This is a genomic window from Bradyrhizobium sp. USDA 4369, assembly GCF_054056435.1.
Genome location: NZ_JBSRYH010000001.1, coordinates 1,094,287 through 1,112,789, shown reverse-complemented (window position 1 = coordinate 1,112,789; position 18,503 = coordinate 1,094,287). Strand labels below are relative to the sequence as shown.

Genomic DNA, 18,503 nt, shown 5'->3' with positions numbered 1-18,503 from the left:
CCGGCCGCCAGACGGCCTGAAAGGGACGCGCCGCCGGCGGGAGCGGTCCTCCGGTCGGGCTACGCCCTCCCTTCGTCCCGCTCCCGCCGGCACTCTCTCATCCTGATTGTCGCTGGGTTCTCACCTTGATTGTCGTCGCGCAAAATACGCTCACGCGCCCAGGCGTAAATAGTACAAGGCTGGTCTCTTCCGGCGAAAGGAATACGTTTTCGAAGACATCGTGTGGAGAGGCGTAAAGATAGGCTACCACGTCGCGGAGATGTGCGAGCTGGCTCAGGCGTTGATCGCCGGAATGGACCTGAATAGCTGGGAGTATGGCGTAGGAGGCTGACTTTACACGCAGATCGTCTTGCACAAAGAGCATTTGGGCGAGTTCGCCAATCGCCTTTTCCTGGTGCGGTGGTAGTCCTGCGATGTCTTCGGTGGAACGGAAGCTATAGCCGCCAATCCGCACGGGTGACGATGTCTTGAGGAACGGGAAGATCGCAACCGCAAAATCTGACTCAGTCATGAGTGCGTGCTTCTTCAATCTAGTTTCAAAAAATAGCGCGTATGCCGTAGTTCGCCCATTCGGGTAAGCGCGCCCTTGGCGACGAGGTCTTGCAGGTCGCGGGTAGCGGTGGCGCGCGAGGCGCGGGTGATCGTGATATAGTTCTCGGCGCTGAGTCCGCCCTTAAACCCGTCGATACCCTCCTTGAACATGCGGGCAAGAGCCTTCTGCTGGCGCTCGTTCAACTGGTCGCGCAGGCGCTCGTAGAACTTGGTCTTGGCCAGCGAGAATTCGACGCGCTTGTTGGTGTTCTGTTGGGCCTCAAGGATAGTCTCGGCGAAGTAGACCAGCCAGTCGGTGATCTCGACCGATTTGTTGTTATGCTCAAGCGCGTCGTAGTAAGCCTTGCGCTTGCGCTCGATGGTATAGGCCAATGCGATCAGCGTGGGCTGGTTGAGGTTCTGGGCAAGTGACTTTTCGGCTAAGGCGCGGGCGATGCGGCCGTTGCCGTCCTCAAACGGGTGGATGCTGACGAAATACAGGTGGGCAAGCCCGGCGCGGGTCAGTGCAGGAAGCGCGTGGGAGCCGCCCGGCGATGTCTCGTTGAACCAGGTGACGAACGCCTCCATCTCCTCTGCCATGCGATCGGAGGGAGGTGCCTCGAAGTGTACCTTGCGGTGGGCGATCGGCCCGGAGACCACCTGCATGGGGTCGGGATGCTTCCTGTAATTGCCGATCACCTGGATGGAGCGGCTGTCGGTCATCAGCAGCTTGTGCCAGCCGTACATGGTCTCGTGGGTGAGGGGGGCGGCGAAGTTGCGGAAGAGGTCGGCCATCATCTGCGCGATGCCGCGTTCAGCCGCCGGGATACCGGGCTGATCCTTGGAGAGGCCGAACTGGTAGCGCAGGGACGACTGGACGCTGTCGCGGTTGAGGATCTCTCCCTCGATCTCGGAGGTCTTGAGAGCCTCCTCGCTGATCAGCTCGATCCGCAGGTTGGTCTGTTCGTCCTGAGTGGCGTGCTTGAAGGCGCCGATGAACTCGCCCGAGCGCAGCAAGAAATCGGTCTCAAGCTTGTCTAAAGTCTTGGTGTCATAGGAAAAATGTGGCCAGTTGGGGTCTTCCCAGTTCCAGGGCATGAGCTATAGACTTTCCTTCTATAGCTCAATTATTGGCCTAAAAATGAGCTATAGCAAGCGTTTCTATAGCTCATCCTGCAAATAATACCGTCAATTCAACAATTTCAAAGGCTTGTCTCTAACGGCAGGCGAGGTCCATTTTTCGAAAGAGCCGAATGATCTCGCTCCGTCGTTTACCCGCTTCTTCATTGCTCCGGGCGTGGTTGCGACAACGCAGTGGCTTCCTTTGTAATCCCCACGGAGGGGCCGGTTCTGATCGGCGGCTGTTCCAGCCTTGCGTGCTTAACGAGGCGGCAAAAATCGTGAATTTTAGCACATTTGCTAGCACACATTTATTTTTGCATGAAAATAATTTAGAGAAATCAATTGTTTGTACGTGAGGCAATCTGTCTCATAACCTGAAGGTCATAGGTTCAAATCCTATCCCCGCAACCAACGACACTCCCGTAGCCACCTCGGCTGCGGGAGTTTTCGTTTGTGTCCGCCATTTTTTCCTTGCGCCCTTTGTTGATGAGAGCCGGCGCTCGGCGTTGCCGTTGTCTCGACGATGACGGGGCAGGGCGTCATTCGCGACGACCACGGACTCGCGACCGGCATCAATGGCGATGACGGTCGATCCGCATGCCGTCTGTTTGTGCCGACCTCGTCATTGATGTCGGCTGCGCGGATGAGTTGGCAGTAGCCAGTTCCAACTGGCGAGACACGCATCGTGCAGATCGATGAGGCCGAGGTCATCAATCCGCAGGCATGCAACGGCAGACTGCCCTGCGCGAGGCGTTCACGCCAAGCGAGCCGGTGTTAGTCGACGTTAGGTCCATCGCCGCAGGAGATTGCAGGTCTGGGCGCCCCGCAGCTTGGTGCCGACATCGCCGGCCTGCTGGCAGAGCGGTGGCATCAAGTTACCTTGGTCGACGCGTCTGAAGGAACTCGGCTTGAGCGCGGGCCAAAGCTTCGCTACCAAGGTCGGACGCGGGAAATCTCCATGCTGGCGGCGGCTTTCTGAAGGCTCGGACCATCGTCGTCAGTGCTTGTCCAAAGGTCCTCATCAGGGTTCGCACGAGTCGCCGTGGAGACCGCAACGCATCATCTCGACCTGATTGAGCACGCGACGACGGGCGACATCAAGCAGATCTCGGCAGCCGCAGACGTGACCCTTGCGCCGCAATGCGCGCTCGCGCTTGGCTTCATCGGTACGCTTCTGACCCAGGCTTTGCGCGACAACGTCATCTGGTCCGCTAATTGCCTCATCAACGAAGATTGCACGTTGGCGCATCGAGGAGGGCAGCATCGTGCTGTGCTCTGACGGCCAGTCTGAACTCGGCGCGATCCAGCTCGTCACCGCTGCCGGACGAGGTACAGCGTGATGGATCGGATCTGGCGTGCTAATCCGGCCTAAAGGAATTCAACCAAAGAGGGGAAGCTTGATATGGTCAATCGTCGTGACATCGGATCACTCGTCGGGCTCGGCGCTGCCGCAGCCGCCATGGCGGCCGGCTCCGCCGTGTCGCAGGCTGTGGCCCAGACCCAGCCGGCCGAGAGCACGTTTGCGCAGATCCGCCGCACGAAGAAGCTTCGCATCGCCGGCATCGTCGGGACGGAGCCCTATTATCACAAGGACCTCGCCACCGGGCAGTGGTCGGGCTTCTGCGTCAGCATGGCGACGGATCTCGCCAAGTCGCTGGAGGCCGAGGTCGAGATCATCGAGTCGACCTGGGGCAATTCGGTGCTCGATCTGCAGAGCAACAAGATCGACATCATGTTCGGCCTCAGTCCGACGCCGTCGCGCGCGCTGGTCGTGGAGTTCACCCGCCCGATCATGAACAACACCTTCACGATCATCGCCAAGTCCGGCTTCGAGCCCAAGACCTGGGACGATCTCAACAAGCCGGAGGTACGGGTCGCCGTGGATATCGGCTCGACGCACGACCTCTACGCGCGCCGGATCCTGCCGAAGGCGACGCTGGTCGCGCTGAAGACGCCGGACGAGGCGGTGCTGGCGGTGCAGTCCGGACGGGCGGATTGCCTGATCCAGGTGGCAATGCTGTCGCTGGTCACGGTCAAGAAGAACCCCAAGGTCGGCAGGGTCCTCATCCCGACGCCGGTGGCCGCGCAGCCGACCTGCTGCGGCGTGCGCGTGGATAGCGATACGCGCTTCCGCACCTATGTCGACAACTGGCTCGAATATAGCCGCGCGCTCGGCGCGTTGCGGGAGTGGATTCTCTCCAGCCTGCAGCTCGTCAATATCGGCGAGCAGGACATTCCGCCCGGTCTGCAGTTCTGAACCTGACACTGCCCGCGTCGCATGCAGACGCGGGCAGTGTCATGTCTGCGCTCTCGCTTGAATCCGGAAGAGGCCGCCGCGGAGCGGCAGGGGACATCCGATCGATGCAACATGGACGACAGCCGCCGTTGGGCATCATCATGCTCGACATCGCCATCGCGCGGCCGCCGGGCGATGTCGGGCATTCCGCGAGCTGGCCCTTCGATGTCGTCTACAAGACCGTGCCCGGCGCGAGCGCGCGCAAGATCGTGGGCGGCGACGATGCCGACCTGATGGATGCGTTCGTTGCCGCCGGTGAGGAGCTGCAGGCGGAAGGTGCGATCGGATTGATCACCTCGTGCGGCTTTTTGGCGAGCCGCCAGCGCGAGCTGTCGGCGCGCATGAGCCTGCCGCTCGCGACATCGAGCCTGCTCCAATTGCCGCTGATCGAACGCTGTCTTCCGTCCGGCCGTCGCGCCGGCGTGGTCACCTATGATGCGGACGCGTTGACCGACCGGCATTTTGCCGAAGTCGGCGCTGACCCGGCGACGCCGCGCGTCGGCCTCGCCCCGGACAGCAGCCTGCGCGCGCATATCGAGCACGGCCGCGCCTACGATCGTAACGCGCTGCAGAGCGAGGTGCTTGCGGCGGTGCGCGCGCTGCTCTCGGACCGTCCCGAGATCGGCGCCGTCCTGTTCGAATGCACCAACCTGCCGCCGTTTGCCGATGAGGTGTCGCGCGCGTTTGGAGTGCCGGTCTACGATATCATCACACTCGGGCGCTGGTTCTATTCCGGGCTGATCCAAACCGCCTATCCGCAATTGCAAGGCAGGGGATAGCTGCGATGCATTATGACTGGAGTTTCGGGTTTCTCCTGCAATACAGCAGGCTGATCGGCGTCGGCGCTGCCTATACGATCGGCTTCACGCTGCTGACGGCCGTGAGCGGGTTCATCATCGGGTGCGTGGTCGCGATCGCGAACCTGTCCAAGCTGCGGTTCGTGTCTGCGCCGCTGACGATGCTGGTCGAAGTGTTTCGCTGCACACCGGTGCTGGTCCAGCTGGTCTGGATCTACTATGCGCTTCCGGTGTTGATCGGCGTCGAACTGTCGCCCGCGGTGGCAGCCTTCATGTCGCTGAGCCTCTATGGCGGCGCCTTCTATTCGGAGATCATCCGCGGCGGCATCGTCTCGATCGATATGGGGCAATGGGATGCCGGCCGGGCGCTCGGCATGCGCCGCGTCGACCTGATGCGACGGATCATCATGCCGCAGGCGTTGAAGCGGATGATTCCGCCGCTGGTGAACCAGGTGGTGCTGCAGCTGAAGAATACGTCCTTGCTGTCCGTGCTGGCGGTGCCGGACCTGCTCTATCAGGGGCAGCTGATCACCTCGGCGACCTACCGGCCGCTCGAGACCTACACCATGATCGCGGTCATCTACTTCATCATCCTGTTCCCGATGACGCGCGCTGCAAGCATGCTCGAAGCGCGGCTGGCGCGGTGAGGCGATGTCCATGCAGGAGGCAAGCATGTCCGATGCTCCGATGATCGAAATGGCGCATGTGAAGAAGGCATTCGGCACCGTCAGCGTGCTCAAGGACATTTCGCTCCGCGTGCCGCGTGGCGGCGTGGTCGCGCTGATCGGCCCCAGCGGGTCCGGCAAGTCGACCTTGCTGAGATGTCTCAATCTGCTGACGATCCCGGACAGCGGCGTCATCCGGGTGGATCAGCGCATGATGGATTTTACCAACGGCCACAGGTTGCCGGCCGACAAGGAACTCGCAGCCTTCCGCGCCCGCACCGGCATGGTGTTCCAGAACTTCAACCTGTTCCCGCATATGTCCGCGGTTCAGAACGTGATGGAGGGGCCGGTCACGGTGCAGAAGGTCGAGCGCGGCGCGGCGCGCGAGGCCGCGCTCAAGCTGCTGGAGAAGGTCGGGTTGAAGGACAAAGCCGATGTCGCGCCCGACAAGCTGTCCGGCGGCCAGAAGCAGCGCGTGGCGATCGCGCGCGCTTTGGCGATGAAGCCGGAGGTGATGCTGTTCGACGAGGCGACCTCCGCGCTCGATCCGGAGCTGGTCGGCGAGGTTCTGGCGGTGGTCCGCCAACTCGCCGCTGAAGGCATGACCATGGTGCTCGTGACCCACGAGATGGCGTTCGCGCGCGAGGTCGCCGATACTGTCGTGTTCATGCGCGACGGCGTGGTCGTGGAGGAGGGGCCGGCCGCGCAGGTTATCGATGCGCCGCGTCAGCCGGCGACGCGATCCTTCCTCAGTCACTTCCACAGCAGCGGCCTGGCGGCAGCCGTGAGCGCATGAAATGACGATCGGCGACAGGATCGAGTGATGACACGGACTGGCGCAGCGTTGCGGGTTGCGGTGATCGGCGCCGGCATCGTCGGTGCGGCCGTGGCGTGGGAGCTGGTCAAGGATGGCCACGCGGTCACGCTGATCGAGCCGGACGAACCCGGTGGGCCGCAGGCGGCCAGCTATGGTAACGGGGCCTGGATCAGCCCGGCCTCGATCATTCCGATGTCCATGCCCGGCCTGTGGCGCAAGGTACCCGGCTATCTGCTCGATCCGAACGGACCGCTGGTGCTGCGCTGGTCGGCGATCCCCGCGCTGGCGCCGTGGCTGCTGCGTTTCCTTGTAGCCGGCTGGACGGTTGAGAAGGTGGAGCGGACCGCGCGCGCGCTCGCCTCGCTGCTGCGCGACGGTCCACAGCGCCATACGACCCTTGCGGAGGAGATCGGCCGGCCCGACTTCATCCGCAGGACCGGTCTGCTTTATGCCTATCCCCATCGTCAGGCATTCGCCGACGAGGCGTTGGCGTGGCGGCTGCGCAAGGACAACGGGCTGGCATGGTCGGAGCTCGAGGCCGAGGCGCTGCGCCGGCGCGAGCCGCTCTTGAGTCCCGACTATCGGTTCGGCGTGTTGGTGCCCGAGGGCGCTCATTGTACTGATCCCGGTGCCTACGTCGCGGCGATCGTCGATGCCGCGGTGGCGCGGGGCGCACGTCTCGCCCGGGGGCGCGCGACGGGATTCGTCATCGCCGATCGACGCCTCAGCGCTGTGATGACCGATCAGGGGCGGATCGATTGCGACCGCGCGGTGATCTGCGCCGGCGTCCGGTCAACGGCGCTCGCGAGGGCCGCCGGCGATCGCGTGCCGCTGGCGAGCGAGCGCGGTTATCATGCCGTCATCGCAGCGCCGGCAGCCGGCCCGCAATGTCCGGTCATGCCGAGCGACGGGCGCATGGCCAACACGCCGACCACCGCCGGCCTGCGGCTCGCCGGGCAAGTCGAGCTCGCCGGCATCGACGCCGCACCGGATTGGCAGCGCGTCGAAATCCTGATCGGACACGCCCTGCGGACATATCCCGGGCTCGGTTCGCGCGCGGGTCTGTCGGTGGAGCGCTGGATGGGGCATCGGCCGTCGACGCCGGATGGTCGTCCGGTCATCGGCCTGGCCGCGGCATCGGCAGACATCGTCCACGCCTTCGGTCACGGACATGTGGGTCTCGCGGCCGGCCCGATCACGGGACGTCTGGTCTCCGATCTCATTGCCGGCAAGGATGCCGCTCTCGATCTGCGGCCTTTTGCAGCCTCTCGTTTCGCCTGAGCCGGAAGCAATCAAGCGCGCGGTCGCTCCGTCGCGCGTGATCGAAGTCATCGACGATGCAAGCAAAAGGCGCCGGCTCGTTGCTGCGCCACGCCGAGCGCAGGCTGTCTGATCATTATGCCGCGCCGGCGGGAATCTCGTCTTCATCGTGCGCGCGCAGCAGGTCCAGCAGCCGCTTGCGCATGATCATGCCGGGACGGTCCGAGGGCATGTGCATCTCGATCTTCCGGCTCATGTCGACGATCGCGTCGGGATCGGTCGATTCCAGCATCTCGCGATCCTCGGCGATGATCGCCGCATCCCAGTCGATCAGCTCCTGCGTCGAGCAGTCGGCCTCGGTGTCGTTGCGGAACAGCAGCTGCACCACCTGGATGCGGCCGTCCGCGATCGGCGTCGCGCAATTGAAGATGATGTGGCGAATGCCGGACGGATACTCCATGTCGAGCCGCCGGCAGAACGGCATGAACCATTTGTTGCGCTGATGGCGCTTCGTGACCGGCTCGGTCGTTCCGGTGATCCGCGCCGCATTGGGCGGGTTGCGGACGGTGATGATGGTCTCGGCGTCGAACCCCTCCTCCGTCTCGACGATCTCGTATTTCTCCGGCTTCGGCTGGCTGATGTCGCCGAACGTGCTCTTGTGCACGAAGGCAAAGTGGGCGTTGTCGAACGAATTCTCCATCAGCCGCAGCGCGGCGGTGTTCCACCTGTCGTAGAACTGGTGGATGCGGCGGTAGCCGGGCTTGCCGTCCTCCGGGATGTCGGGGATGTCGCTGAGGGGCTCGTCAAGCGCGACCCAGACATAGCCGTAGCGCTGGCGCGCCCGGAACGCCCGCGCCCGTGCCTCGGGGATCGGCTGCTCGAACGGAAATTGCGGCACCATCACCAGCTTGCCGTCGCGGTCATATTCCCAGCCGTGATAGCCGCAGACCACGTGGCCATTGTTGCACCAGCCCTTCGACAGCCTGGCGGTGCGATGGCAGCAGCGGTCCTCGAGCGCGGCGGGCTCGCTTTTGTCGTCGAGGAACAGCACGATCGGCTGTCCCAGCAGGGTGAAGGGCTTGGGACCGTCCTTGAGATGATCCATCGGCATGATCGCATACCAGAACCGGCGAAGCACGGGCTGCTTGGTGCTGAGCATGATGATCTCTCCGTGTTAGGCCGCCAGCCGCGTCACCACGCGCGCTGCATCGGCTTTGAGCTTCTGCATGTCGAGGCCTGGAATCGCTCCGTTCTCGACGACGATGCGGCCGCCGATCAGCAGATAGCGGATGTCGGCCGATCCGGCGCAGGTCACCGGCGCAATCATCGGATCGTGCATGCCGAAGTGCCGCGGCTGGTCGAGCTTGAAGATCGCGATATCGGCCTGCTGGCCGGGCGCGAGCGTCCCGATCGAGGGCATGCCGAGCACGCGCGCGCCGCCGGCGGTCGCCCAATGCACGACGTCCTCGGCGGTCACCGCATGCGCTCCCTTGAGCGCGCGATGGGTGTGCCAGCAGCTGTGCATCTCGCTCAGCATGTCCGCTGATTCGTTCGAGGCCGCGCCGTCGACGCCGAGCGACACGGCGCCGCCGAGCCGCGCCATGGCATCGGCCGGGGCGATCCCGGAGCCAAGCCGACAGTTGGACTGCGGACAATGCGCCATGCCGGTCCCGGTGCTGGCGAGAATGCCGACCTCTTCCGCGTCGAGATGCACGAGATGCGCGAACCACACGTCCTCGCCGAGCCAGTCATGCTCGGCGAGCCAGTGCACCGGACGCTTGCCATGCACCGACAGGCAGAACTCGACATAATCCGCGGTCTCGGACAAATGGCTGTGCAGCCGCAGCTTCATCCGCCGTGCGGCGGCGATCACCTCGCGCAGCTCACCCGGATCGAGCGACCATGTCGGCGTCGTCGGCGCCATCGCCACCCGCGTCAGGCTCCCGGGCGAGGCGTCGTGGAAGTGCTGGGCGCAGGCTTCCACCGATTGCAGCATCCGGTCCAGCGTCTGCACCGGCATCGGTGGAAACTCGTCGGTATCGAAGCTGCGGCCGATGGTGGCGCCGCCGCGGCAGAACACCAGGCGGATCCCGAGGCTGCGGGCGACATCGAAGATCACCTGCGCTGGGTCGAACCGGTAGCTGTCGCTGAACAGATAATGGTGATCGGCGACCGTCGTCGTGCCCGACAGCAGCAGCTCGGCCAGCGCGATGCGCGCTGCGACCGCCAACGCCTCTTCGTCGATGCCCGACCAGTGCCGATACGGCACCGAGCGCAACCAGCCGGCCAGCGGCAGGTTGATGCCGGCGGGCACGCTCTTCAGCACGCTCTGGAACATGTGGTGATGGGTCGACACCAGACCGGGATAGATGACGCAGCCGCTGGCGTCGAGCCGCGGCTCGCCGGGCTCGGCGTGCAACGCCCCCATCTCGGCAATGACGCCGTCGCGGATGCGGATCGCGCCCGTCGTCCGCATGGCATCGCCAGGGCGTCCGGTAAAGATGCCGGCCGCGTTCTCGATCAACATCGTGGTCATGTCTCGGCGCCGATCTCGCTCTCGTGCCAGCTCGACAGCGCCAGCCGCGACAACGCCACCATGATCGCGAACAGCGCGACGCCGGTCAGCGTGATCAGGAAGAGCGCCGCGAACATGCGGGGAATGTCCAGTGTGAAGCCGGCGTCGAGGATCTCATAGGCCAGTCCCGACGAGCGCCCGCCGGTGCCGGCGACGAACTCGGCCACGACCGCGCCGATCAGCGCGAGGCCGCTGGAGATGCGCAGGCCGCCGAAGAAGTAGGGCAGCGCGCCCGGGATGCGCAGCTTGATGAGCGTCTTCAGCCGGCTCGCGCGGTTCATGCGGAAGTAGTTGGCGAGGCCCGGATCGACGCTGCGCAGGCCGAGCGTGGTGTTGGAGATGATCGGAAACAGCGCGACCAGCGTCGCGCAGATCGTGAGCGAGAGCTGGGTGTTCTTGACCAGGATGATGATCAGCGGCGCAATCGCCACCACCGGCGTCACCTGCAGCAGCACGGCATACGGAAACAGGCTGATCTCGATCGCACGGCTCTGCACGAACATGAAGGCGATCAGGGTGCCGAGCAGGACGGCGGCGGCAAAGGCCTGCAGCGTGATGCGCAGGGTCACCAACAGCGCGCGCAGCAGGGCCGGGCCATGCTGCAGGAAGCTCGTGACGATGTCGCTCGGCTTCGGAAACAGGTACACCGGCACGGCTGCAAGGCGAAAGCCGATCTCCCAGAGCCCGACCATGACGATGCCGACGCCGAGCGGTGCGGCGATGCGGATGAAAGTCTCGGATTGCAGCAGCGGCCTCACGCGGCGCCTCCCGTTCGCGGCGGCAGCGAGGCCTCGGCGAGCCAGGCCGACAGCTCGCGGCAATAGGCGGCAAATTGCGGGCTGTCGCGAAAGCCCAGATCGCGCGGCTGGGCCGCGTCGATCGTCATGGTGCGGAAGATCCTGCCTGGATTGGCGGCCATGACGATGATCCGGGTCGAGAGAAACACCGCTTCATAGATCGAATGCGTCACGAACACCGTGGTCAGCCGGCGCTCCCACCACAGCCGGACCAGATCATCGTCGAGCCGGTTGCGGGTGAACTCGTCGAGCGCACCGAACGGCTCGTCCATCAGCAGCAGGTTCGGCTGCGTCACCAGCGCCCGTGCGATCGACACCCGCATCTTCATGCCGCCGGAGAGCTGCCGCGGATAGTGCCGGCTGAACGCTGACAAGCCGACTCGCGCCAGCGCATCGGCGATGCGCGGCGCGGCGTCGCGCTTGCCGACACCGGCGAGCTCGAGCGGGAGGCGCACATTGGCGTCGGCCCGGGCCCAGGGCATCAGGGTCGGCTCCTGGAACACGAAGGCGAGCCGCCGGCCGTCCTGCCCGACCCGGTCCGGTCCACCGCGCCACCACAGCAGCCGGCCGTCGGACGGCTCGATCAGGTTGGCGATCAGCTTGAGAAGCGTGCTCTTGCCGCAACCGGACGGGCCGATCAGCGTGAGGAACTCGCCGTCGGCGATGGTCAGGTCGATCGGCGCCAGCCCGCGCGCGCCGTTCTGGAACACCTTCTCCGCTGACAGCACCTCGACGACGGGAGCCCGGCCCGCGGGCTCGCGCGCGCGATCGGCCTTGTCCTCGAAACGATCGCCTGGGGGCAGCGCGTTCATGGGCTCCGTTCACTTCACGCCGATCTTGAGATCCTTGACGAAGCGATCGTCGAACGCCTTCTGCCACTCGGTCTTGGCATCGAGCAGCTCGCCAGCGACCAGGAAGTCGTAGATCTGCTTGTAGCGGTCGGCGGTGATGATGCCGATGCCGAGCTTGGCCGCATCGCCGCCGTCGACGGCCTTGGTCTCCTTCAGCTTCTCCAGCGCGAAGGCGATCTGGCCGTCGGTCATCTTGGGATTGTCGGCCTTGATGAGACCGTTTGCGGGTGCAGGGTTCTGCATGTAGTCGCGCCAGCCCTCGAGCGAGGCCTTGACGAAGCGGGCCACCACATCCGGCTTCTCGGCGATCATCTTTTCCGTCGTGACGATGGTCGATCCGTAGGGCGGATAGCCGCCGTCCGCGAACAGGAAGAACTTCACTTTCTCATTCTGCTGCAGCGCCTGGTAGGGCTCCGAGGAGAGATAGCCCTGCTGGGCGATCGTCTTGTCGGCGAAGAACGGCTGCAGGTTGAACGTGTAGGGGCGGATCTGATCGTCGGTATAACCATATTTGGCACGCAGCCAGGGCCAGAACGTCACGCGCGACGAACCTGCGATCAGGACCGGTCGTCCCTTGAGGGCGGCGAGATCGGCGACGTCGTCATGCGCCATGACGCCCTGAAGATCGAACTGGAACGACGATGCCACGGTGACCAGCGGCAGCTTCTGCTCCCGCCCCTTGAGCACCTGGATGTCGTATCCCATGATGAAGTCGGCATCGCCCGCGAGCAGCAATTGCGTGCCGTTCACCTGCGGTCCGCCCATCTTGATGGTGACGTCCAGCCCGGCCTTCTCATAGAGGCCGGTGGCCTTGGCCTGATAGAAGCCGCCATGCTCGGCCTGGGCAAACCACGAGGTGAGAAAGGTGACCTTGTCGGCGGCCGATGCCGGCGCGAGCACGGAGCTCCCGATCAACGCAGCCCCAAGCAGGCGAGACAGAGCTTTCTTGACCATCGCTTTCATGACCTTCGCCATCGACCTCATCCCGCCCGGCTTGAGCCGGCCGAGCCCGCCACGCGGGATGATTCCATTCGGGCCGCGTGTCGGCGGCAGACCAAGCCCGTGGCCGTCGCGCCCTGCAATCCAGAATGCACAGGCCTACTGTCACCTCAAAGCATTTTGATTCGAGCAATCCGTTGCCTTCGCGGCAACGCCGACTTCTTGAGCAAAGAGTGCAAGCGCAAGCAGCAGACGCGCTTGAATGAGGCCAATAATGCAGCGTGACGGCCGTCCCGCGCGTGAACTAACATCATGCATCGTCCGTTGCCCAAGCCTGTCATCATGTCCCGTCGCGCGCTGTCTCCGCCAAGCATCCATCCGCCATTCGCGCGCTACAGCCACGGGATCGCGGTTCCGGCTGGCCATCGCCTGGTGGTCACCTCGGGGCAGCTCGGCATCACGGCCGATGGGGTGATCCCGCCTGACGCGGAGGCGCAGGCGGACCTCTGCTTTGCCGCCATCGCGGCGATCCTCGCCGAAGACGGCCTCTCGCTTTCCGATATTGTTCGTCTCAATGCCTATGTCACCGGACGCGAGCACATGCAGGGCTACATGCGTGCGCGCGACCGCCATGTCGGCGATACGCCCCCGGCTTCGACCTTGATGATCGTGTCGGGATTCACGCGGCCGGAATTCGTGGTGGAGATCGAGGCGATCGCGGCGGCGCCCGCGCCATAAGTTCAGAACGCGCGCATCGCTTGTCTGACCTTCGCCAGAAAGCGCGCACGCTGATCGGCGGTGGCGACGTTCATGTGATAGAGCGCGTGGTAGCGCACGCGGGTTCTCCTGGCCGTGAACCAGGGCAGATAGCGCGTGATGATCTTGCGCGGCGGATCGGCCATCGCGATGGCCTGCCAGCGCGGACGGCCATAGGTGGCGATACCCGAGACATAGCGGATGTTGTGCAGTATCGGTCTCGCATGGGCCGGATCCGACAGATCGAGCGCGATGCCGGGGCCGAACATGCGGTCGAACCAGCCTTTCAACATGGCCGGCGGCCCGAATGACCAGGTCGGAAACTGAACGATCAGTCCTTTCGCGGCGGTCAGGCGATCCGCATAGGCCGCGTTGTTGCGGCGGTTGCGCGCCGGATCGTGGTAGTCGCGCCGCCGCTCCGCGGTCAGGACCGGATCGAAACCTTCGGCATAGAGGTCGAGCAGATCGACATCGTGCCCGGCCTCGGCCAGTGCCGCCAGCGCGTCCTGGCGGATCGCGGCATGGAAGCTGTCGGCGAGGGGATGGCAATAGACATAGAGCACGCGCATCGATCAGGCCCCGTCGGGGACGAAGCTGCGCATCTTGCCGGGATTGAGCAGCCCAAGCGGATCGACCTCGCGCTTGAAGCCGAACTGATCAGCATCGGCGCGCTTGTAGCGGCTGCCGTCCTCGATCGTGAACACATGAGGATTGGCAATCGAGACGCCGCGCGCTTCGTGCATCCGGATGATCTCGTTCAACCGCTCCGGATCGCGATAGCGCACCACCGGCAGGCCGCTGCAGGTCACGCGGCCGCCGAAGCGGATGAACTCGAGATGCGGCAGGACCTCGTCGGGAAACAGCTGACGGATTTCCGCGACCTTCTCCAGCAGACGATTATGCGGATAAAGCGACTGTAGATAGGTCACGCTGCGGTCGGCCTTCAGGACCTGCAAGGTCGTGTGGTTCCAGCTATATTCGTAGAGCGGCACCTGGCCCGGGCCGTCATCGGTCGGCGTCTCCAGCGTGATGGTACCACGGCCATTCAGCAGCGCCTTGAAGCTTTCCAGGCTGGGTTCGGCCACCATCGCCATCACGATGCTCTTGCCGTCGGGGCAATGCGGCCGCAGCGCACCGAAATAGGTCGGCAGCGGCGCGGCCACGGCGGAGATCAGCTTCTTGACGACGCCGTCGGCCAGCGCCGCCTCCTGGCCGAACGCTGCAGCCTCCGCGAAGTCGTCAAAGGCCACGACGATGTCGATCCAGGTCCATGCCGGTGCGAGCGGCATCTCCAGCGCGGTGATGATGCCGGTCGTGCCATACGCACGATTGATCTTCTGCGCCGCGTCGCCGCGCAATTCGATCACCCGCGGCTCTTCCTCGATCGTGACGACACGCGCGGCCAGGATGTTGCCTGGCTCGCGCAGGCCGCCATAGGTGATCGAGCCGATGCCGCCGGAGCCGCCGGCGACGAAGCCGCCGATCGTCGCCGTGCGCTTGGTGGAAGGGTGCATGCGAAGCTCGAAGCCCTGCGGCGCGAGCTCGGCGTCGATGACGTTCAGCTTGGCACCCGCCGCCACCCGGATCGCGCCCGGCCGGACCCATTCGATGCGATCCAGCGCGGTGACGTCGAGCAGCACGCCACCGCGAAGCGGCACGGCCTGGCCATAATTTCCTGTCCCGCCGGCGCGTACCGTCAACGGCACGCGATGGCGTGCACAGGCAGCCGCAATGCGGATGATCTCCGCTTCGTTGCGCGGCGATACCAGAATGTCCGCCGATTTGTCGCTCAACAGCTCATTGAGAATCGGGCTGTACCAGAAGAAGTCGCGCGAGCGGCGCCGCACGATCCTGGCATCCGTGATCGTCGGGATGTCGTCGAGATCGGCCAGCAGGCGGCCCACGGTGTCCGGTGACATCCCGCTCACCTGGCTTCACCCCGATCCGGCGCAAGACCTGCGAGCGCGATGCCGATCGCTGCGGACTCGACAACGAAGCCGAAGCACTGCTGTACGTTGTAGAGCGTGGCGGCCATGCAATAGGATGGCGATGTGGTGGCCGTGCAGTCCGCAATCAGGAGACAGTCGTAGCCGCGGAAATTGGCGTCCTGCAGCGTGCACAGCACGCATTGGTCGGCATTGACGCCGGCGAACAGCAGCGTCGTGACGCCGAGATTGCGCAGAATGCTGTCGAGCTCCGTATCCTGGAAGCCCGACATCCGGCACTTGGCCACATGGATATCGGAGGGGGCCGGCGCCAGTTCATCGACGATTCCGGCCGACCAGCTGCCGCGCTCCAGGACATGCGCGCCTGACCCGGGGAGCGGATCGCCGAGGCCGGTGCCGACGCCGCTCGGCTTGTAGACATGCAGCAGCGCCGGACTGAGGTTGAGGCGATCCGGCCGGTTGCCCCAGTTGAGCCAGATCACCGGCACGCGCTGGCTGCGCAGGGCCGGCAGCAGCCGTTGCAGCGGCGCGATGGGGGCCCGCGCGGATGTCACATCGACGCCGATCGATGCCAGCCAGCCCTGGGGATGGCAGAAGTCGTTCTGCATGTCGATCACGATGATCGCGCTCCGCGCGAGATCGAAGCGCACGCTCTTGCTTTGCGTTTCGACCGCGATGGGCTGCGCCGGCAGCCGCGGACGCACCAGATCGGCATGCGCCTGCGACACCATCCAGCGATTGGATGCGCTCGTTCCGAGCGGCCGCAGGCCGGCTTCCTCGCTTGCGTCTGTCTGGGCCGCCATCAGCCGGCGCCCTGCAGCACGCGGAGATCGTCGGTCTCGATCTCGACCGGTTCGCCATTCCGGATGAGCTCGGCGAACCCCTCGTTCGGCGTCATGACCGTGAGCGTATACAGCTTGCCTGCCCCGGTGTTTTCGATCACGTGCTCGGATCCGGGATGCAGCAGCAGCGAATCGCCCTTCTTGATCGGCAGCGTATTGTCATCGCAGCGGGCAATGCCCTCGCCGTGCAACACGTGGAAGAACTCATGCGCCGCGGCATGGACGTTCGGCGGCGTGGCGCCTCCCGGCCGGAAGATCTCGATCACGAAGATATTGGCAATGCGGTCGCTCGCGCCGTCGAACAGCATGACGAAGTAGTTGGTGTCCTTCGGCGAAATGCGAAACGCCTTGGCTTGTGACAGCTGAACTGCGCTGAACGCCATGCATCACCCCTTGCACTGATCATTGTGAGCGGCGGCCGGCCACGATCCGCGACAGCGGATAGCGGCTGATATCGTCGACCAGCGCGACCAGCCGTGGGGCCGCGCGCTCGACCACGGCTCGGCCAAGCTCGGCGCTGGCCGCACGCGCATCGCCGCAGACCCCGGCCGGATGCAGGTCCTGGGCCTGCCAGCCGAAGCGCGCGGCGGCCTCCGGACCGAGCAGCGCGAACTCCCGCTCGATGGCCGCCGCAGCCGAGACGAAGGTCTCGGCGCGGTCCATTCGCACGTCATCGGGCGCCAAATGGAGCATGGCGCTGGTCTCGATCTGCCCGCCATGGATGCCGAGCCTGATCTCGTCTGCCGCGAACAGGTCGCTGATGTCGATCAGCTGCCACCATGTCGTGTTGACCGCGAGCATGCCGAGCTTCACCCGCAGATCGCGGCAGATGATGTCGAGCAGCTGCGGCTGGCCGCCATGGGAGTTGAAGAACAGGATCTTGCGGACCCCGGCCCGGTAAACGGATTCGGCGATCTCGTACCAGACGCGCCCCAGGGTCTCGTGGGACAGGGTCAGTGTCCCGGGAAAGGCGAGATGCTCGTCGGACTTGCCGTAAGGCAGCGGCGGCAGCACCAGCGCGGCGCTGTGCGGCGGCATCAGCTCCAGCGCGTGCGACAGAATGCCCGCATTGATGGCGGCGTCGACCTTCACCGGAAGATGCGGCCCATGCTGCTCGATCGCGCCGACCGGCAGGATGGCAACGGTCCGCTCGGCATCGAGCGCGCCGAACTCCGTGGTCGAAAGGTCCCACCAAAAGCGTGACGTCGCAGCCATCGTTCCGTTCGCGTCTGCCGTCCGGGCCCCAATGCCCGCAGATGCCCTGATCTTGCATGCGCAACCGGCGCTTCAAAGCACCAAGATTCGGCAACCCTGTTGCCTTTTGGGCAACGTGACGCCAACCTCCGTCCCAGCGTCTCGCGGACCCCCGGCCATGCTTCACAGCCGTTTGCTGAACTATATCGACGAAGTCGCCCGCACCGGGTCCATCCGCAAGGCGGCAAACCGTCTGAACGTCGCTGCTTCCGCGATCAGTCGACAGATCCTCGCGCTGGAGATGCAACTCGGGACGCCGATCTTTCAGCGGCTGCCGAAGAAGCTGATCCTCACTGCAGCCGGCGAGATCCTCATCGGGCATATCCGCCAGACCTTGAAGGAATTGACACGGGCGCAAGCCAAGATCGAGGAGCTCAAGGGCCTGCGTCGCGGTGAGATCACCGTCGCCATGATGAGCGGTCTCGCGTCGAATCTGGTGCCGGGCACGGTCAGAGAATTCCGCATGGCCAATCCGCGCGTGAAGCTGAGCCTCACGCTCTACAACACCGGTGCAGAGATCCAGTCGGCGGTCGCCAATGGCGAAGCCGATCTCGGTATCGGCTTTGATTTCGCCAAGGATGCCAATCTCAAGCTGCTCGGACGTGCGCTCGCAAAACTCGGCGGCGTCATGGCTCCCGATCATCCGCTGGCCAAGCGCGCCAGCATCCGGCTGAGCGATTGCATCGATTACCCGATTGTCATCGCCGATCAGAGCAGCGCGATCCGTCCCTATCTCGACGCGGCGTTCTCCCGCGCCGCGCTCGACCTGCATCCCATCATCGAAACCAACTCGATCGAGATCATGCGCCAGGCGGCGATCCTGAACAATGGCATCACGTTCCTGACGCCGTTCGACATCGACTTCGAGCGGCGCGCCGGCCGGCTGGTCTATGTCGCCATTCGCGAACTGGCCGACGATGCCCAAGCCCTGATGCTGATCGGACACCAGCGCGGCAGCAGCGCGATCGCAAGCGTGCTCGCCGAGATGCTCAAGGCCATGATGCAGGAGGCTGTGAGCTAGCCAGGCGCGCCTGCGAGGGCGCTTCGGAGCTGGA

At 64.6% G+C, this 18,503-nt stretch carries 20 protein-coding genes; 8 read left to right on the top strand and 12 right to left on the bottom strand.

Going from position 1 to position 18,503, the window contains the following annotated elements; genetic code table 11:
* Nucleotides 1–97: 97 nt before the first annotated feature.
* Together ACVIJ6_RS05240 and ACVIJ6_RS05235 are read right to left on the bottom strand one after the other, a co-directional pair.
* Nucleotides 98–511: a hypothetical protein gene (locus ACVIJ6_RS05240; RefSeq protein WP_456771790.1), complete on the bottom strand. Its 414-nt coding sequence runs from the start codon at nt 509–511 to the stop codon at nt 98–100.
* Nucleotides 512–525: 14 nt separating this feature from the next.
* Complete coding sequence (locus ACVIJ6_RS05235) at nt 526–1,629, bottom strand: Fic family protein (protein WP_456771789.1); 1,104 nt, start codon at nt 1,627–1,629, stop codon at nt 526–528.
* A 1,066-nt stretch (nt 1,630–2,695) separates the two neighbouring features.
* Here ACVIJ6_RS05235 and ACVIJ6_RS05230 point away from each other — a divergent pair.
* From ACVIJ6_RS05230 to ACVIJ6_RS05205, 6 genes are all read left to right on the top strand, one after another.
* Nucleotides 2,696–2,932 carry a hypothetical protein gene (locus tag ACVIJ6_RS05230; RefSeq protein ID WP_456771788.1) on the top strand — a complete coding sequence of 79 codons (237 nt, stop codon included), beginning with the start codon at nt 2,696–2,698 and terminating at the stop codon, nt 2,930–2,932.
* 123 nt (nt 2,933–3,055) lie between these two features.
* A complete protein-coding gene (locus ACVIJ6_RS05225) occupies nt 3,056–3,910 on the top strand; it encodes a transporter substrate-binding domain-containing protein (RefSeq protein WP_456771787.1) in 855 nt (284 codons plus the stop codon).
* A 104-nt stretch (nt 3,911–4,014) separates the two neighbouring features.
* Entirely contained in the window at nt 4,015–4,728 is a 714-nt protein-coding gene (locus ACVIJ6_RS05220; RefSeq protein WP_456771786.1) for an aspartate/glutamate racemase family protein, read from the top strand.
* A gap of 5 nt (nt 4,729–4,733) precedes the next feature.
* Nucleotides 4,734–5,393, top strand: coding sequence for an amino acid ABC transporter permease (locus ACVIJ6_RS05215; protein ID WP_456771785.1), 660 nt, complete (start codon nt 4,734–4,736; stop codon nt 5,391–5,393).
* A 25-nt stretch (nt 5,394–5,418) separates the two neighbouring features.
* Complete coding sequence (locus tag ACVIJ6_RS05210; RefSeq protein WP_456771784.1) at nt 5,419–6,207, top strand: amino acid ABC transporter ATP-binding protein; 789 nt, start codon at nt 5,419–5,421, stop codon at nt 6,205–6,207.
* A gap of 27 nt (nt 6,208–6,234) precedes the next feature.
* Nucleotides 6,235–7,509, top strand: coding sequence for an NAD(P)/FAD-dependent oxidoreductase (locus ACVIJ6_RS05205; protein ID WP_456771783.1), 1,275 nt, complete (start codon nt 6,235–6,237; stop codon nt 7,507–7,509).
* Nucleotides 7,510–7,624: 115 nt separating this feature from the next.
* Here ACVIJ6_RS05205 and ACVIJ6_RS05200 read toward each other — a convergent pair whose 3' ends face one another.
* From ACVIJ6_RS05200 to ACVIJ6_RS05180, 5 genes are read right to left on the bottom strand one after another with little or no spacing between them, the layout of a single operon-like run.
* Nucleotides 7,625–8,647 (bottom strand): aromatic ring-hydroxylating dioxygenase subunit alpha, encoded by a 1,023-nt coding sequence (locus tag ACVIJ6_RS05200; protein ID WP_456771782.1) that lies wholly within the window; start codon nt 8,645–8,647, stop codon nt 7,625–7,627.
* Between the two features lie 15 nt (nt 8,648–8,662).
* Nucleotides 8,663–10,024, bottom strand: coding sequence for an amidohydrolase family protein (locus ACVIJ6_RS05195; RefSeq protein WP_456771781.1), 1,362 nt, complete (start codon nt 10,022–10,024; stop codon nt 8,663–8,665).
* Entirely contained in the window at nt 10,021–10,821 is an 801-nt protein-coding gene (locus ACVIJ6_RS05190) for an ABC transporter permease (protein ID WP_456771780.1), read from the bottom strand. The genes ACVIJ6_RS05195 and ACVIJ6_RS05190 overlap by 4 nt, the downstream gene beginning before the upstream one ends.
* Nucleotides 10,818–11,672 (bottom strand): ABC transporter ATP-binding protein, encoded by an 855-nt coding sequence (locus tag ACVIJ6_RS05185; RefSeq protein WP_456771779.1) that lies wholly within the window; start codon nt 11,670–11,672, stop codon nt 10,818–10,820. The genes ACVIJ6_RS05190 and ACVIJ6_RS05185 overlap by 4 nt, the downstream gene beginning before the upstream one ends.
* A 9-nt stretch (nt 11,673–11,681) precedes the next feature.
* Complete coding sequence (locus ACVIJ6_RS05180) at nt 11,682–12,686, bottom strand: ABC transporter substrate-binding protein (RefSeq protein ID WP_456771778.1); 1,005 nt, start codon at nt 12,684–12,686, stop codon at nt 11,682–11,684.
* A gap of 306 nt (nt 12,687–12,992) precedes the next feature.
* Between ACVIJ6_RS05180 and ACVIJ6_RS05175 the strand changes: the two genes are divergently transcribed.
* Entirely contained in the window at nt 12,993–13,388 is a 396-nt protein-coding gene (locus tag ACVIJ6_RS05175) for a RidA family protein (RefSeq protein ID WP_456776905.1), read from the top strand.
* 2 nt (nt 13,389–13,390) lie between these two features.
* Here ACVIJ6_RS05175 and ACVIJ6_RS05170 read toward each other — a convergent pair whose 3' ends face one another.
* From ACVIJ6_RS05170 to ACVIJ6_RS05150, 5 genes are read right to left on the bottom strand one after another with little or no spacing between them, the layout of a single operon-like run.
* Nucleotides 13,391–13,975 carry an NAD(P)H-dependent oxidoreductase gene (locus ACVIJ6_RS05170; protein WP_456771777.1) on the bottom strand — a complete coding sequence of 195 codons (585 nt, stop codon included), beginning with the start codon at nt 13,973–13,975 and terminating at the stop codon, nt 13,391–13,393.
* Between the two features lie 3 nt (nt 13,976–13,978).
* The gene (locus ACVIJ6_RS05165; protein WP_456771776.1) at nt 13,979–15,325 is read right to left on the bottom strand and encodes an FAD-binding oxidoreductase; all 1,347 of its coding nucleotides are present in this window, start codon (nt 15,323–15,325) and stop codon (nt 13,979–13,981) included.
* 5 nt (nt 15,326–15,330) lie between these two features.
* Nucleotides 15,331–16,155, bottom strand: a complete 825-nt coding sequence (locus ACVIJ6_RS05160; RefSeq protein WP_456771775.1) for a cysteine hydrolase family protein — start codon at nt 16,153–16,155, stop codon at nt 15,331–15,333.
* Entirely contained in the window at nt 16,155–16,577 is a 423-nt protein-coding gene (locus ACVIJ6_RS05155; RefSeq protein WP_456771774.1) for a cupin domain-containing protein, read from the bottom strand. Before ACVIJ6_RS05155 ends, ACVIJ6_RS05160 begins: the two co-directional genes overlap by 1 nt.
* Before the next feature lie 19 nt (nt 16,578–16,596).
* Nucleotides 16,597–17,409: a creatininase family protein gene (locus tag ACVIJ6_RS05150; protein ID WP_456771773.1), complete on the bottom strand. Its 813-nt coding sequence runs from the start codon at nt 17,407–17,409 to the stop codon at nt 16,597–16,599.
* A 157-nt stretch (nt 17,410–17,566) separates the two neighbouring features.
* Here ACVIJ6_RS05150 and ACVIJ6_RS05145 point away from each other — a divergent pair, with 157 nt between their 5' ends.
* On the top strand, nt 17,567–18,469 hold the full coding sequence (locus ACVIJ6_RS05145) for a LysR family transcriptional regulator (RefSeq protein ID WP_456771772.1): 903 nt from the start codon (nt 17,567–17,569) through the stop codon (nt 18,467–18,469).
* The last annotated feature ends 34 nt before the right edge of the window (nt 18,470–18,503 follow it).

Bases quoted from the DNA above. Each gene is read 5' to 3' on its own strand.
- ACVIJ6_RS05240 (WP_456771790.1), bottom strand. From the start codon at position 511: ATGACTGAGTCAGATTTTGCGGTTGCGATCTTCCCGTTCCTCAAGACA.
- ACVIJ6_RS05235 (WP_456771789.1), bottom strand. From the start codon at position 1,629: ATGCCCTGGAACTGGGAAGACCCCAACTGGCCACATTTTTCCTATGAC.
- ACVIJ6_RS05225 (WP_456771787.1), top strand. From the start codon at position 3,056: ATGGTCAATCGTCGTGACATCGGATCACTCGTCGGGCTCGGCGCTGCC.
- ACVIJ6_RS05220 (WP_456771786.1), top strand. From the start codon at position 4,015: ATGCAACATGGACGACAGCCGCCGTTGGGCATCATCATGCTCGACATC.
- ACVIJ6_RS05215 (WP_456771785.1), top strand. From the start codon at position 4,734: ATGCATTATGACTGGAGTTTCGGGTTTCTCCTGCAATACAGCAGGCTG.
- ACVIJ6_RS05210 (WP_456771784.1), top strand. From the start codon at position 5,419: ATGTCCGATGCTCCGATGATCGAAATGGCGCATGTGAAGAAGGCATTC.
- ACVIJ6_RS05205 (WP_456771783.1), top strand. From the start codon at position 6,235: ATGACACGGACTGGCGCAGCGTTGCGGGTTGCGGTGATCGGCGCCGGC.
- ACVIJ6_RS05200 (WP_456771782.1), bottom strand. From the start codon at position 8,647: ATGCTCAGCACCAAGCAGCCCGTGCTTCGCCGGTTCTGGTATGCGATC.
- ACVIJ6_RS05195 (WP_456771781.1), bottom strand. From the start codon at position 10,024: ATGACCACGATGTTGATCGAGAACGCGGCCGGCATCTTTACCGGACGC.
- ACVIJ6_RS05185 (WP_456771779.1), bottom strand. From the start codon at position 11,672: ATGAACGCGCTGCCCCCAGGCGATCGTTTCGAGGACAAGGCCGATCGC.
- ACVIJ6_RS05180 (WP_456771778.1), bottom strand. From the start codon at position 12,686: ATGGCGAAGGTCATGAAAGCGATGGTCAAGAAAGCTCTGTCTCGCCTG.
- ACVIJ6_RS05175 (WP_456776905.1), top strand. From the start codon at position 12,993: ATGTCCCGTCGCGCGCTGTCTCCGCCAAGCATCCATCCGCCATTCGCG.
- ACVIJ6_RS05170 (WP_456771777.1), bottom strand. From the start codon at position 13,975: ATGCGCGTGCTCTATGTCTATTGCCATCCCCTCGCCGACAGCTTCCAT.
- ACVIJ6_RS05165 (WP_456771776.1), bottom strand. From the start codon at position 15,325: ATGTCACCGGACACCGTGGGCCGCCTGCTGGCCGATCTCGACGACATC.
- ACVIJ6_RS05160 (WP_456771775.1), bottom strand. From the start codon at position 16,155: ATGGCGGCCCAGACAGACGCAAGCGAGGAAGCCGGCCTGCGGCCGCTC.
- ACVIJ6_RS05155 (WP_456771774.1), bottom strand. From the start codon at position 16,577: ATGGCGTTCAGCGCAGTTCAGCTGTCACAAGCCAAGGCGTTTCGCATT.
- ACVIJ6_RS05150 (WP_456771773.1), bottom strand. From the start codon at position 17,409: ATGGCTGCGACGTCACGCTTTTGGTGGGACCTTTCGACCACGGAGTTC.
- ACVIJ6_RS05145 (WP_456771772.1), top strand. From the start codon at position 17,567: ATGCTTCACAGCCGTTTGCTGAACTATATCGACGAAGTCGCCCGCACC.